The following is a 13,920-nucleotide window of genomic DNA, read 5'->3' on the forward strand; positions in this document are numbered from 1 at the left end:
CTCGGGGGATAAGAACTCATGGGTCCGCTCGAACACAGATGTATACGGAAGCGCGGGCGCGGTCACCCGTTTATAAATGCCCGCCGGAAGCGCTACGCGAGGACGAAGACGAACAGCGCGACGCCGGCCGCGAGCGTCAACAGGAGGACGCTGCGGCCGATTCCCGCCCGAATCTCGACGTCGACGCCCGCGCGTCCGAGCGCCTCTCGCGGGTTCATCGCGGTCCACTCGACCGCCGCGACCGTGCGCATCACGGCGCGGTCGACGGCGCCCCACAGCTCGGTGACGCCCCAGACGGTCCCGCGGGCGAGGTAGAACACGGCCGGGTACGTCGCCGAGTCGGCGTCGGGCATCCGATGGGCGAGCCAGCCGAGCGGGCGCTTCAGGGCGAAGAAGCCGACGAACCCGCTCACGAGCAGCGCCCCGCTCTCGGTCAGGTGTTTCGTGCTGTAGGGTTTGAAGTACACGTCCTCGCTGAGGATGATGTCCGTAAACGGCATCAGCTCGATGAGCTGGTAGTAGAACACGCCGAAGAAGACGCAGGCCCCGCCGGCCAGCACCATCCCGGCGGTCTGGAACGGCGTGGCGTCTTTCGGCGACAGCGACGCCGACCCGTGGAAGAACATGTAGTAGCCGAGCTTGATGAACGACATGAACGTCCCCACGCCGCCGAGGATCAGCAGCCACCAGAGGAGCCCCTCGCCGAGGAGCAGCTCGAAGTTGTGGAGCTCGTGGGCGGAGTCGATCACCATCCCCTTCGAAATGAACCCGTTGAACCCCGGCACCGCGGTAATCGACGCCGCGCCGACGACGTAGACGAGGAACGTGACCGGCATCTCCCGCCAGAGCCCGCCCATCTCCCGGATGTCCTCGACGCCGGTCCGGTAGATCACCACGCCGACCGTCATGAACAGGAGGCTCTTATAAAGAACGTTGTTGAACAGGTGTGCGAACCCCCCGACGACGGCGAAATCGCCGGAATTACCGGCGAGCGTCGCGAGCCCGAAGCCGGCCAGCATGTACCCGAGCTGGGCCTGAATGTGGTACGACAGCAGCCGCCGAGGGTCGTACTGCAACAGCGCGAAGAAGGCGCCGTAGACGGCCATGAACCCGCCGAGGTACGCCAGCCACATGCCGCCCTCGGGGAACGCCCGGTACATCACGTACGCCGCCGTCTTCGTCGTGAACACCGAGAGGAACACCGACGCCGCGACGTGCGGCCGCGGGTACGTGTCCGGGAGCCACGTGTGCAGGAAAATGAACCCGCAGTTGACGCCGATACCGATCGCCGCGAGCAGGGTCGCGCTGGCGTGGATCCCGGTCGTCGCCGAGAAGAGGAATATCTCGGCGGCCGGCACGCTCCCGAGCATCGACGCGCCGTGAACGGCGACCGCGCCGAGGAGGAACGTCCCGCCGATGCCGTGGAACAGCGCGTAGCGGTAGCCGGCCCGCACCGCCGCCCCGCCGTACTGCCACACGAGCAGCGTCGAGGTGACGGCCATCAGCTCCCAGAAGAAGATCAGGGTGAGCCAGTCGCCGGCGTAGATGGTCCCGAGCGTCGAGGAGACGTACACCATCGCAAACGCCGTGACCCACGTCGGCGCGTCGGTGCCGTACGCGTACAGCACCGCCGCCGTCGCGAGGAACCCGACCACGACGCCCATCAAAAGCGAGAACTGGTCGACGTTGAACAGCACTACGTCGAAGCCGAACAGCTGCGTCGCGACGTGGGCCCCGGTCCCGCCGTCGCCGAGCAGCACCGCCTGCACGAACGTGAACAGCGTCGCCAGCGCGGCCGCCGCGTGCCCGGCGCGACGCGGGAGCGCGAGGACGAGGAACGCCGCCGCCGCGAGCACGACGTAGGGCGGCAACGAGGTGAGCACGGCGTTCATGGCCGCATCACCTCCTCAGGGAGCCGCGTGTCGACGATGAGTTCGATCAGCTCCAGGAAGCCCATCTCGTAGGGGATGACGCCGAGCAGCACCGCGAGGCTCATCGCGGTGAGGATGGGGCCGAGGGTGAACCATGTCGACTCGCGCCCGCGGAGGGCGTCGAGGCCGTCGATGTGTCGCCAGCCGCCGGCCGGCGGGCCGCCGCCGTGGCCGTCGTGGCCGTCGTGGCCGTCGTGGCCGTCGTGGCCATCGGCTTCTGGGGGCTCGTCGCCGCCGGTCGCCGCCTCACCGCGCCCTCGCCCGAACGGCACGTCGACGTCCGAGGGCCGCCGGTCGACCGCGTAGTCGCCGGTGTCGACGCGCTCCGCCGGCTCGGAGAAGTCCCGGTCGCTCGTGTCGAAGTCCGGGCGGACCACGCCGTCCTCGTCGGTCGGGAGGTCGTCCATCTCCGCGTCGGGAATGTCGGAGTCGTCCGGGAGGTCCGGGTCGGTGGTCGCCGCATCCTCGCCGTCGACCGCCGAGTCGCCCTCCGCGCTCTCGACGAGGGAGGCGTCGTCGTCTTCGGATCCGTCGTCTGTGTCGTCGACCTCATCGTCGCCTGCGCGGCCGCCGTCGGCGGCCGCGTCGTCGTCTGCGCGGCCGCCGTCGGTCGCCGCCAGCGTCGACCGCGACTCACCGCCCAGCCGGAACTCGACGAGCGGCTTCGCGTCGTGGGCGTCCTCCGCCTCGAAGAAGGCGGTGTAGATGACGGGCCAGAAGTACGCGATGTTGAGCACCCCGGAGAGCAGCAGCGCCCCGACGAGGTAGTAGGCGACCGGCGTCAACTGCGCGCCCATCCGGATCCCGCCGATCAGCATGTAGTACTTGCTGACGAACCCGGCCAGAAGCGGAATCCCCGCCATTCCGAGCGAGGCGACGGTAAACGCGCCCATCGTGAGCGGCATCCGCTTGCCGATCCCCGCCATCTCCGAGATGTAGTCGGTGTGCGTCGAGACGTGGATGTTCCCCGCACAGAAGAACAGGGTGAGCTTCATGAAGGCGTGCGCCGGGATGTGGAGCAGCGCGCCGACGAGCCCGTACCAGCCGAACAGCCCGAGCCCGAGGATGATGTAGCTCAACTGGCTCACCGTCGAGTAGGCGAGCCGCTGTTTCAGGTGGTCCTTCCGCATGGCGATGATCGACGCGGCCGTCAGGGTGACGGCGCCGATAGTCGATAAGACGAGCCCGGCCGTGAAGCCGAAGGGCAGCGAGAGGTCGAAGACCAGCTCGGGGCCGAACACGTCGAGGACGACCCGCGAGACGCCGAACGCGCCGGACTTGACGACCGCGACCGCGTGGAGCAGCCCGGAGACGGGCGTCGGCGCGACCATCGCCTCGGGGAGCCACTGGTGGAGCGGCATGATCCCGGCTTTCACGCCGAACCCGATCGCGAGCAGGAAGAAGGCGAGCATCGCGAGGCCGGGGTCGGCGTTCGCGAGTTCTTGAATGCCGCCGGCGGTAAAGGAGACGTTGCCGGCGATCAGGTAGACGAGGGCCGTCCCGGCGAGGACGAGGACGCCGCCGCCGAACATCGTGTACGCGAGGTATTTCCGGCCCGCAGAGCGCGCCTCGTCGGTCTCGTCGTGGGCGACGAGGGGGTACGTCGCGATAGAGAGAATCTCGTAGAACACGAAGATGGTCACGAGATTGCCCGCGAACGCGATCCCCATCGTCGCCGACAGCGACACCGCGAACGCGGCGAAATAGCGGGTCTGATTCGTCTCGTCGTTGCCGCGCATGTAACCGATGCTGTAAAACGAGGTGACGATCCACAGCCCGCTCGCGAGGAACGCGAACAGCATGCCGAGCGCGTCCGCGCGCAACACGAAGTCGATGCCGGGCAGGAACGTCCCGAGGCTGGTCTCGAACACCGCGCCCTCCAAGACGGCCGGCAGCATCGAGGCGACGATCGCGAACTTCGCGACCGCTGCGGCGATCGTCCACCCTTCGCGGACGTTCGGGGAACGGTACGACGCGACGATGAAAAACGCCGCGACGAACGAGACGAGAACCGCCAGTAGGGGTCGGAGATCGGTGATGGGTGCGTCTATCATGCGAACACCTCCGTGAGGAACGGCGCGAACCACTCGAACAGTGCGAAGCCGCCGAAGCCGAGCGCGACGGTCGAAAGCGCGGTGAGGATGAGAACGACGAGCGACCCCGCGGGCACACGGTCCGGAACGAACCGCGGCCGGGGCGCTCCCTCGACGGGCGCGAGCAGCGCGTCGTCGGTCGCCGACTCGTGCCCGCCGTCGACCGCGACGCCGGCGTGATCGTCGCCGTCGTCACCGTGACCGCCCGACAGGCCGGCGCCGGCGAAGTAGAACCGCTCTATCACGCGCGCGACGTACGACAGGGTGAACAGCGTGCTGATGAATATCACGACCGCGAACCCGACGCCCGCGGGGTCGCCGCCGGCCATGCTCGACTCCACCGCGCCGACGCCGATGTACCACTTCCCGAGGAAGCCGATCGACGGCGGGATCCCGACGAGACCGAGACCGAGCAGCGCGACGGCGCCGCTCGTGTACGGCGCGGATCGCGCCGCGCTCGCGAGGTCGTCGAGTTCTCTGGCGCCGTAGCCGAGCGCCAGCAGGCCGATCCCCAAGAAGAGGCCGAACTTCAACAGCCCGTGACCGACGAGGTGGACGATCCCGCCGAGCAGCGCGGTCTCGTTCGCGAGCGCGACCGCGGCGACGATCATCCCGAACTGGGCGACCGAGGAGTACGCGAACATGCGTTTCAGGTCCGACTGCATCGCCGCGAGGACGGACCCCGCGAGGATCGAGGTGCCCGCGACGACGAGCATCCCCGTCGTGATCGCGTCGTTGGCCGCGAGGAAGTCGACCGTGAAGACGGTGTAGGAGACGCGGATCAGCGCGTACGCGCTCACGGTCGACACGAGCGCCGCGACGACGGTCGTCACCGAGTCCGGCGCGCGCTGGTAGGCGTCCGGCTGCCACGCGTGGACCGGGAACACGGCGATCTTCAGGCCGAGTCCGGCGACTATCAGCGCGTAGCTCGCTCGGATCAGCGGATCGGCGTAACTCGCCTGCGCGACGATCTGCGTCTGCATGTCCAGCATGTTCAGCGTCCCCGTCGCGAGGAACGCGTAGCCGACGCCGAGGAGGTACAGCGAGGCCCCGACCGTCCCCACCACGAGGTACTTCAGCGAGGCGTAGGCGCTCGCGCCCGACCGGTCGGCCGCGATGAGCGCGTACGTCGAGATCCCGACGATCTCTAAGAACACGAACATGTTGAACAGGTCGCCCGTGAGCGTGAGCCCGGCCAGTCCGCCGACCAAGAGCAGGTAGGCGCTGTAAAACGAGTTCCCGCGCGGGCCGGCGACACGGGCAAAGACGAGCGTCGCCAGCGCGACAGCGGCGACCAACGCGAGCACCGCGACGGACAGTTCGTCGGCGACCAGTTCGATCCCGATCGGCGGCTGGTACGTCCCCAGCGCGTGCGAGAGCGGGCCGCCGCGGGCGACTTCGAGGCCGATGGCTCCCGCGAGCCCGGCGAAGACGGTCGTCGCGACCGCCGCCGTCGGCCAGCCGACGCGCTCGTACTTCACGCCGAGCGCGAGCGGGAAGGTCGCCGCGACGAGCGGAACGGCGATGGCGACCGGCAACAGGACGTCACTCATCGACGGCACCTCCGTCGGTGGCGGCCGACTCGTCGGTCGCGACGCCGGGAGCCAGCCCCGCGTCGTCGGCTTCGGTCGCCGCCCCCTCCGGGAGCCCGGCGTCGCCGCCGTCGGCCGCCGCCGACCGCGCCGGCAGCGTCCCCTCGTCGCGCAACAGCTCACGGAGCACGTCGGTGCGGAGCGTCCCGTACTCGTCGTAGATGCGGATACACAGCGCGAGCCCCACCGCGGTGAGGCTCACGCCGACCACGATGGCGGTGAGCACGATCACGTGCGGGAGCGGGCTGACGTAGAGCCCCGTCTCGGCGCCGCCCTCCGGAACGATCGGAATCGCGCCGCCGTCGACGTACGCCGACGCGATGAACAGGAGGAAGATGGCGGTCTGAAACAGATTGAGCCCGATGATCTTCTTCACGAGGTTGGGGTTGGCGATCATCATGTAGAGTCCGATACACAGGAGCAGCGCGAACGCGACGTACGCGTGTCTCGTCGTCAGCACCTCGACTGCGGCGGCGGTCGCGGTGCCGGACGCGAGGCGTCTGGCGACGCCGGCGGCCGCGTCGGCGACGACGGCCGTCATCGGTCACCTCCCCCGCGGACCGAGTCGCTCCCGGCCGCACCGCGGGCGTCGCGACCGCCGTCGGCCACCGCGGCGTTCTCGTCCCCGTCGCCCTCGTCGTCGCGGGACTCGCCCGACTCGCCGGTGCCGAATCCGCCATCGCCCGCGAAGCCGTTCGCGAGCAGGAAGAACAGCCCCATGAGGACGCCGCTCACGATGGGGGCGATCCCGACGATCTCTACCCCTTCCATCCCGTACTTGACGGGGTCGAGGATCGGTATCGGCAGGAGGTCGTACTGGAGGAACGCCCCACCGAGCGCGACCGGGACGAGGCCGATCCCGGCGAACGCGAGCGCGCCGCCGACCGCGAGCGCGACGACGACGGTGTTCGCGAGCCAGCTGCGGGTGGCCTCGATGCCGAACGCGAACGCGATCATGAACACGACCGCGGCCATGATCGCGCCGCCCTGGAACCCGCCGCCGGGCGACCCGCTCCCGTGGAAGGTGACGAAGAGCCCGAAGGTGAACGCGAACGGCGCGACCACCTTCACCGTCGGCATGATCACCTGACTCTCCGTGTACGGGGTTCCCTGCCGCCGCTCGGAGTCGAGCCGCCCGGAGCGGGGGACGGCGCGGTGCGGCGGGAGGTCGTCGTCGGCCCGGTCCGTCGGCGAGTCGTCGGTCGCATTCTCGGAGGGTGTGTCGGTCATGTCGATGTCGTCGTCGCTCATGCGAACGCCTCCCGGTGTAACACGATCAGCGCCGCGATGCCGCCGGCGAAGACGACGACCGCCTCGCCGAACGTGTCGAAGCCGCGGAACGCCGCCAGCACGGCCATCACGGTGTTTTCGACGCCGGTCTGCGAGTACGATTCGGCGAGGTACCACTGGCTCACCTCCGGGTTCGACCAGACCGGCGCGTCCGGCGAGCCGATCGCCGGGATGTCGCCCATCGTGAGCAGCAGGCCGGCGAACAGCAGTCCGGCCGCGCCCGCCGCGGGGAGGTTCACCGACTCGAACACCGCGTCGTGGTCGATCCGCGTCGTCTTCGCGAGCGTCACCAAGAGCAGCACGGTCGTCACGCCGGCCGATATCGCGGCCTCGGTCATCGCCACGTCGGGGGCGCGGTAGAACGTGTACAGCGCGGCCATCCCGAGGCTGTACGCCCCGAACACGATGACCGCGGCGAGCACGTCCCGAGCGAGCGCGGTCGCGAGCGCGGTGAGGACGACGAACGCGAGCAGGCTCGCCTCGATGGCGGTGACCTGCGCGACGACGGCGGGGGAGAGCGCGGTCATCGGCGCTCGTCCCCCTCGGTCCACGGCACGATTCCGTCCTCGAAGGCGGCGCGGGCGATCCCGTGAGCCGCCGTGGGGTTCGTCACGAAGATGAAAAACAGCAGGAGGACGCTCTTGACCCCGGCGGACTCCCAGCCGACGGCGAGCGCGACGGCGGCCAGGCCGAACCCGGCGCCGAGCGTGTCCGCCTGGGAGGCGGTGTGCGCCCGCGAGTACACGTCCGGGAGCCGGAGCACGCCCGTCATCGCGACGAACGAGAAGAACAGGCCGAGCAGGGTGAAGACGACGACCAGCCCCAGCCGAACCGTTCCGAGCGCGTCTATCACAGCACACCACCTCGCTCAACGGTGAACTTCGAGATGGCGATGGCCATCAGGAAGTTCAACAGCGCGTACACCAGGGCGATATCCAGGAAGGTCGGCTCGGAGAGCGCGGCGCTCAGGATGGCGAGGATGACGACGGTGTTCGTCCCGAGGACGTTCACCGCGAGGACCCGGTCTTGCATCGTCGGGCCCTTCACGGCCCGGTAGAGCATTCCGATCGCCAAGACGGTGAAGCCGGCGGCCGCGAAGAGGAGGAACTCGCCGACGGTGTAGCCGGCGACGAGCGCGGCGTCGACGACGCTCATTCGTCGCCTCCCTCCGCCGGCTCTCGCCGGTCGTCGCGGCCATCACGTGGCTCGGCTGCGTCGGTCGCGTCGGTCGCGCCGCCGTCGGTCGCGGCTATCGGCAGCTCTTCCGTCGCGTCCGGCCCTTGGAGGATCGCGCAGTCGTCGCGCTCGCGGGGCGACGGCAGCCGCGCTGCCGACCGGCCGTAGTAGATGAAGCGCGTCCAGCGTTCCAGCGACCCGTCGAAGAGCCCGTCGCGGGCCGCCGGGATGAGCGAATGGACGTACAGGTCGCTGTCTCGGGCGCGAACCGTGAGCGTCCCCGGCGTCAGCGTGATGGAGTTCGCCAGCGTCATCAGCGGGAGCCCGCTGCCGACGATCACGCGCATCCGGTTCATGCTCGGCTCGATCGGCAGCCGCGGGTCGAGTATCACCCTGGCCACTTCGAGGTTCGCCTTGATGATCTCGAACAGGAGGACCGGGACGTACAGGAGGCCGCGAAGGACGCGCAGCGGCGTCCGCGGGAACGCGGGTTCCGCGTCGAAACTCACCCGCGAGAGCGTTATCGAAACGATGGCCGCGGTCGCGACGCCGGTGACCCAGTCGAACCAGTAGAGCGGGTCGCCGAGCACGAAGTAGAAGGCGAGCGAGACGCCGAACATCGCGACGAACCGCTTTCCGGTGGCCTCGCTCCGGAGCCGCTCCCGGCGCGTCGGGCGCGTCACGGGCGCCGTCTCGACGCGCAGGTCGGTGTTCGACAGCGCGAACTCGAGCGGCTGCAAGAGGGTGGTGTTGCCGACGGGGGTGTACTCCGGGTCGAGTATCACCGTGTCGGCGTCGTGCGTCTCGGCGTAGGCGGCGAGGGCGTCAACGTAGTCGTCCGGTCCGAACAGGTACTCGTCGGCGCCGATGACCTCCGTCACGACCGTCACTTGGGGGCGCTCTCCGTCGGTGTCGTCGAGGTCGGAGTTCGCCCACGCCTCGGCGCGTTCGAGGACGCGCACGGCCTCGTTCGCGCGGTCTTCCGCGTCCGGGTCGCCGTTCCGCCACGACGCGATTTCCACGAGGTGAATGGTCGCGAAGCCGCCTTCGACGGCCGTCTCGACGACGTGTGCGGTCGTCGCTCGGAGGGTCGGGGTCGGCTCGACGGGCACGACGAGTCCCCCGGTCGGCGCGGTCGGCGAGCCGTCCGTCGCGTCGCCGCCGGCGTCGCTCGGGGTATCGGCGTCGGCGTCAGCCACCGACCACACCTCCAGCGGGACCGATGTTTGCCGTCTCTATGCACATGAGTAGCTCTGCTTACACACTTTCTCCACCGCCTCAAAACAGTTTGTATCCGCGGGGAGTACGCGGCGGGCGGGTCGGGCGATGGGGTGGCCGACACGAGGGCTGACGCGGCGGGGGCGACCGGGGACGCGGCGAACGATCCGGGTCCGCGATCCGCCCGCCACCCGCGCCGGTTCTCCCCGTCTATCGGGCTCTCTCCGCCTATCGGGCTCTCCCCGCCTATCGGGCTCTCCCCGCCTATCGGATCACGAAGGCCGGCTCTTCGATCCGCTCGCTCTTGCACTCCGGGCACCGCGAGGGCTCGTTTATCGGGTCGTCGAACCCGTCGAAGCCGCAGTCGCGGCACTCGGGCGGCGCGACCAGCAGTTCGGCGTCGCCGTCGACCGACCGCGAAACGTGCTCCACGTGGTCGTACACCACGGGCGTCGGCAGCGACAGCGCCGCCCCGAGGTCGCTCGCGGTCGCCGGGCCCTCACGGAGCGTGTCGGCGATGCGCTGGCGTGTCGTCTCCATGCGTCGCGTTCGGCGGCAGTATATAAAACGTCGGCGGCGATGCGCAGTCGGAATACGGGCGATTCCGTCGCAGACGCCCCCTCGACGGCCGGCTCAGGCCAGCCACAGGAGCCGCAGGTTGCTCGCGGTGAGGTAGGTGCCGACCACGGTCAGGAGGACCGGCGGAAAATAGTAGAGGAGCGTGTCGCCCTCGCGGGTGCCCTGGACGCTGATCCAGAGCATGACGAGGTACACCGCTATCTTCAAGCCGACGAGCCCGGCGAGGCCGAACTCGCCGAGCACGAGGACGATGACCGGATTCGCCTCGTCTATCGTCGGGACGTACTCCAAGAACGCGATAGTCGAGACGATGTCGCCGACGCCGTACGTCGCCGTCGCGGCGATCCACAGCCAGTAGAACTCCTGTGGCCGGCGGCTGTACGCTGGGCGCTGTCGCCGTCGGTCGGGGGCCCGAGACACGCCTCGACCTGTCGCGGCGACGACGTGAATCTGCCGGTTCACGCCGAGACAGGGCAGGCGTTGGCGGGTCGGCAGCGGCATCGGTCGGTTCCGAATCGTGGGTCGGTTCCGAATCGCTGGTCGGTTCCGAATCGTTCAATGGCGCCCGCGCGGTGTGATCGGCATGGGCACGCCACTGGAGCCGCGGAACGCGCAGGTCGAGGTCGTCCTCGACCGCCTCTACGAGGAGTATCCCGACTCGACCATCTCGCTCAACTACTCGAACCGACTGGAACTTCTCATCGCCGTGATCCTCTCCGCGCAGTGTACGGACGAGCGCGTGAACGCGGTCTGTGCCGATCTGTTCGAGACGTACGACGGCCCCGAAGCGTACGCGAACGCGCCCCAAGAGGAGCTCGCGGAGGCGATAAACTCGATCACCTACTACAACAACAAGGCGTCGTACATCCGCTCCGCCTGTGCCGACATCGCCGCGGAACACGACGGCGAGGTCCCCGATACGATGTCGGAGCTGACCGACCTGGCCGGCGTCGGCCGCAAGACCGCGAACGTCGTCCTCCAACACGGCCACGATATCGTCGAGGGAATCGTCGTCGACACGCACGTCCAGCGGCTCACGCGCCGGCTCGGCATTACCGAGGAGGAGCGCCCGGAAGCGATCGAACAGGACCTCCTCCACGTCGTCCCCGAAGACGACTGGCAGCAGTTCACACACCTCATGATAGACCACGGTCGCGCGACCTGCACCGCCATCAACCCGGACTGCGACGACTGCGTGCTGGCGGACCGCTGTCCCTCCGAAAAGGGCGACGGCGACGTGGACTTAGCGAGCGGTGAGCCCTGGTGAGCGCGGGCGATGCTGCGGCCGCCGGTATTTAAATACCCACCCGACGGGGGGAGTCGGCAAAATCCTTCTCTTCGCGGGAGAACGCGCTTCCGCGTTTATATCGACACCCGATGAACGTGTAGTTGAGGAGAGACACAATGTCTACAGAAATCACCAACGAGTTCGGCGGGGAGATTGGCGGCGTCACACTCTTAGGAAAGGCGCACTCGCTGTCGGCGCTGTTTATCGTCGCCCTTCGGGCGGTGATCGGCGGGATGATCCTGTTTGCCGGGGTCGGGAAGGTATTGGCGTGGCCGTTCGACGCGAGCGGCTACCTCGTTCACGGCGTCAACGCGGCGAGTCCGGTAAGCGGGCTGTACGCCGCCATGGGGTCGACGCCGTGGTTCGTCGAGTTCGCGAACGTCTTCGTCCCGGTGACGCAGGTGCTCATCGGCCTGGCGCTCATCGCCGGCGCGTTCGTCCGACTGGCCGCGCTCGGCGGCGCGATGCAGATGCTCCTCTTCTACCTCGGCGGGTGGGAGGGCGAGTTCCTCGCGCTGTTCGACTCGACGCTGGTGTACGCGCTGGTGTTCCTCACCGTCGCCGCGTTCGGCGCGGGGCGCGTCCTCGGCGTCGACGCCTACCTCGAACGGATAGAAGTGGGCGGACAGGCGCTCGTCGAACGATTCCCGGCGCTCCGCTACGTCCTCGGGTGACCGGCCCGGCGTGGCGCTGAGCAGAGCGGTGCGGCGGACAGGCTCGGACGCGTGATCGCGCGACCCCCGACTCGTTTCGGTCGTCGCCGGCGGCGCGGGCTGAGATTTTTCAGGACGCTCACACACGCGAACCGTGAGCGGCGCGACCGCCGGCGGGGACGCCGGCGCCCCCTTTCGGGTTCCAATTCATATAAGACCGCGCGGCGGGAACGAGGCGCTAATGCAACTCGGCTCGCGGGACGCGTTCACCCGGATGGGCACCCTCGGCATCGAAGAGGAGTTCTACATCGTCGATGCCGACGGCCGCCCGACCTCCGGCATCGACGACCTCGTCTACGGGCGCGACCCGCCGCCGGAAGTGCCGGAGGGCTTCGACCACGAGCTATTTAAATGTACCATCGAGGCCCAGACGGAGCTGATCGAGGACCCGTCGAACGCCGCCGACGCCCTCTCGACGGTCCGAAGCGCGCTCGTCGACCACGCCGCCGCGGACGACTACCGGATCGCCGCCGCGGGGCTCCACCCGGCTGCGAAGTGGCGAGAGTTAGAACACGCCGAGAAGCCGCGGTATCAGGCGCAACTCGACCGGATCCAGTACCCGCAACACCGCAACATCACGGCGGGGCTCCACGTCCACGTCGGCGTCGACGACGCGGACAAGGCGGTGTGGATCGCGAACCGACTCCGGTGGCACGCCCCCGTGCTGCTCGCGCTCTCGGCGAACTCCCCGTTCTGGGACGGCTTCGACACGGGGCTCGCGTCGGCCCGCGCGAAGGTGTTCGAGAACCTCCCGAACACCGGGATTCCCTCCGCGTTCGACGACTTCGACGCATTCCAGCGCTACGAGCGCCGGATGGTCGAACTCGGCTCCATCGAGGACCGCGGCGAACTCTGGTTCGACGTGCGCCCGCACACCGGCCACGGCACGGTCGAGGTGCGCGCGCCGGACGCCCAGCGCGACCCGGCCATCACCCTCGCGCTGACCGAGTACGTCCACGCGCTCGTCGTCGACTACGCCGAGCGCTACGCCGACGGCGAGTCCCTCCCGTCGCTCCGCCGAGAGCTGTTAGACGAGAACAAGTGGCGAGCGATACGCCACGGCCACGACGCCTCGTTCATCACCCGCGACGCGACGGAGACGGTCTCGCTCGGCGAAGTCGTCGCCGACGAGTGTGACCGGCTCGGCATCGACGGGATTCAGACGGTCTACGACCGCGAGAGCGGAGCACAGCGCCAGCGACGCCTCCGCGCGGACGAGGGGCTCGACGCGCTCTGTGCGGACCTCGTGTTGTCGCCGTAACCGGGCGATCGCGGGGCTCGTTCCGTTGGAACCGAAACGACGAGAAACGCTTTTGACCGCCCGGTTCCACCTTCCGGTATGCCATCCGACGACACCGTCGACGAGGCCGACGACGACTCCACTGGTGACGCCGTCGACGACGACGCCCTCATCGACGCCGGCGAGGAGTCCCCGACGGAGCGAACCCGCGAGGAACTCCGGAAGACCAAAGAACGGCTCGGCGAGAGCGCCGACAAGGCGGTCAAGGGGTTCGACGACAACGTCGTCGACCTCCTGGCGTGGCTGCTCGACACGGAGACGCGCGCGCGGATCTACGTCTTCCTCCGGGCGAACCCGCACAGCACCAGCGACGAGGTCGCCGACGGCACCGGGCTCTACCCGAGTACGGTCCGCGAGGCGCTCGCGGAACTCCACGACGAGGAGACCGTCAGCCGCGACAAGCGGGAGGCGAGCGGCGCCGGGAACAACCCCTACGAGTACGAGGCGATCGCCCCGAGCGAGCTGGTCCAGGGCGTCGTCGGCGACGTGCAGCGAGAGCTCAACGCCGTCTTCAACCTCGACCGCCGGCTCGGCGGCGAATCGCCGGACGGCGACACGGAGCCGGTACGGATATCGGTCGACGGCGACGGGGAGACCGCTCACGACGAGGGTGACGGCGGTCACGCGGACGATCACGACGCGGACGATCACGACCACGACGCGGACGACCACGACGAAATCGAACAGTAGCCGCGCCCCTCCGCCCCCGGTTCAAGACCATTTAAGTTCCGCCCGCGCAA

Annotated in this window: 15 protein-coding genes; 4 read left to right on the top strand and 11 right to left on the bottom strand. The window is 68.9% G+C overall.

Annotation, left to right across the window (positions count from 1 at the left end):
• Positions 1-92 precede the first annotated feature (92 nt).
• The 11 genes from DOS48_RS17805 to DOS48_RS17855 all read right to left on the bottom strand — a co-directional run bounded on the left by DOS48_RS17805 (position 93) and on the right by DOS48_RS17855 (position 10,299).
• Positions 93-1,892 carry a Na(+)/H(+) antiporter subunit D gene (locus tag DOS48_RS17805; protein ID WP_127117031.1) on the bottom strand — a complete coding sequence of 600 codons (1,800 nt, stop codon included), beginning with the start codon at positions 1,890-1,892 and terminating at the stop codon, positions 93-95.
• Complete coding sequence (locus DOS48_RS17810) at positions 1,889-3,985, bottom strand: cation:proton antiporter (RefSeq protein ID WP_127117032.1); 2,097 nt, start codon at positions 3,983-3,985, stop codon at positions 1,889-1,891. The genes DOS48_RS17805 and DOS48_RS17810 overlap by 4 nt, the downstream gene beginning before the upstream one ends.
• On the bottom strand, positions 3,982-5,577 hold the full coding sequence (locus DOS48_RS17815) for a proton-conducting transporter membrane subunit (protein WP_127117033.1): 1,596 nt from the start codon (positions 5,575-5,577) through the stop codon (positions 3,982-3,984). Before DOS48_RS17815 ends, DOS48_RS17810 begins: the two co-directional genes overlap by 4 nt.
• Positions 5,570-6,157: a cation:proton antiporter subunit C gene (locus DOS48_RS17820; RefSeq protein WP_127117034.1), complete on the bottom strand. Its 588-nt coding sequence runs from the start codon at positions 6,155-6,157 to the stop codon at positions 5,570-5,572. Before DOS48_RS17820 ends, DOS48_RS17815 begins: the two co-directional genes overlap by 8 nt.
• Positions 6,154-6,867: an MnhB domain-containing protein gene (locus DOS48_RS17825; protein ID WP_127117035.1), complete on the bottom strand. Its 714-nt coding sequence runs from the start codon at positions 6,865-6,867 to the stop codon at positions 6,154-6,156. The genes DOS48_RS17820 and DOS48_RS17825 overlap by 4 nt, the downstream gene beginning before the upstream one ends.
• On the bottom strand, positions 6,864-7,433 hold the full coding sequence (locus tag DOS48_RS17830; RefSeq protein WP_127117036.1) for a DUF4040 domain-containing protein: 570 nt from the start codon (positions 7,431-7,433) through the stop codon (positions 6,864-6,866). Before DOS48_RS17830 ends, DOS48_RS17825 begins: the two co-directional genes overlap by 4 nt.
• The gene (gene mnhG, locus DOS48_RS17835) at positions 7,430-7,756 is read right to left on the bottom strand and encodes a monovalent cation/H(+) antiporter subunit G (protein ID WP_127118834.1); all 327 of its coding nucleotides are present in this window, start codon (positions 7,754-7,756) and stop codon (positions 7,430-7,432) included. Before mnhG ends, DOS48_RS17830 begins: the two co-directional genes overlap by 4 nt.
• A complete protein-coding gene (locus tag DOS48_RS17840) occupies positions 7,756-8,061 on the bottom strand; it encodes a cation:proton antiporter (RefSeq protein WP_127117037.1) in 306 nt (101 codons plus the stop codon). The genes mnhG and DOS48_RS17840 overlap by 1 nt, the downstream gene beginning before the upstream one ends.
• Positions 8,058-9,281 carry a monovalent cation/H+ antiporter subunit E gene (locus DOS48_RS17845; RefSeq protein ID WP_127117038.1) on the bottom strand — a complete coding sequence of 408 codons (1,224 nt, stop codon included), beginning with the start codon at positions 9,279-9,281 and terminating at the stop codon, positions 8,058-8,060. The genes DOS48_RS17840 and DOS48_RS17845 overlap by 4 nt, the downstream gene beginning before the upstream one ends.
• Positions 9,282-9,564: 283 nt before the next feature.
• Positions 9,565-9,840, bottom strand: a complete 276-nt coding sequence (locus tag DOS48_RS17850; protein ID WP_127117039.1) for a transcriptional regulator — start codon at positions 9,838-9,840, stop codon at positions 9,565-9,567.
• A 93-nt stretch (positions 9,841-9,933) separates the two neighbouring features.
• Positions 9,934-10,299 carry a hypothetical protein gene (locus DOS48_RS17855; protein ID WP_127117040.1) on the bottom strand — a complete coding sequence of 122 codons (366 nt, stop codon included), beginning with the start codon at positions 10,297-10,299 and terminating at the stop codon, positions 9,934-9,936.
• 163 nt (positions 10,300-10,462) lie between these two features.
• On the opposite strand from DOS48_RS17855, the gene nth reads away from it, so the two are divergent.
• The 4 genes from nth (at position 10,463) to DOS48_RS17875 (ending at position 13,870) form a co-directional block, all read left to right on the top strand.
• Positions 10,463-11,146 carry an endonuclease III gene (nth, locus tag DOS48_RS17860; protein WP_127117041.1) on the top strand — a complete coding sequence of 228 codons (684 nt, stop codon included), beginning with the start codon at positions 10,463-10,465 and terminating at the stop codon, positions 11,144-11,146.
• A gap of 137 nt (positions 11,147-11,283) precedes the next feature.
• Positions 11,284-11,841 carry a DoxX family protein gene (locus DOS48_RS17865; RefSeq protein ID WP_127117042.1) on the top strand — a complete coding sequence of 186 codons (558 nt, stop codon included), beginning with the start codon at positions 11,284-11,286 and terminating at the stop codon, positions 11,839-11,841.
• Between the two features lie 220 nt (positions 11,842-12,061).
• Positions 12,062-13,141: a glutamate--cysteine ligase gene (locus DOS48_RS17870; RefSeq protein WP_127117043.1), complete on the top strand. Its 1,080-nt coding sequence runs from the start codon at positions 12,062-12,064 to the stop codon at positions 13,139-13,141.
• Between the two features lie 78 nt (positions 13,142-13,219).
• Positions 13,220-13,870: a winged helix-turn-helix transcriptional regulator gene (locus DOS48_RS17875; RefSeq protein ID WP_226929169.1), complete on the top strand. Its 651-nt coding sequence runs from the start codon at positions 13,220-13,222 to the stop codon at positions 13,868-13,870.
• The last annotated feature ends 50 nt before the right edge of the window (positions 13,871-13,920 follow it).

This window comes from Halorubrum sp. PV6, from assembly GCF_003990725.2.
Classification (GTDB): domain Archaea; phylum Halobacteriota; class Halobacteria; order Halobacteriales; family Haloferacaceae; genus Halorubrum.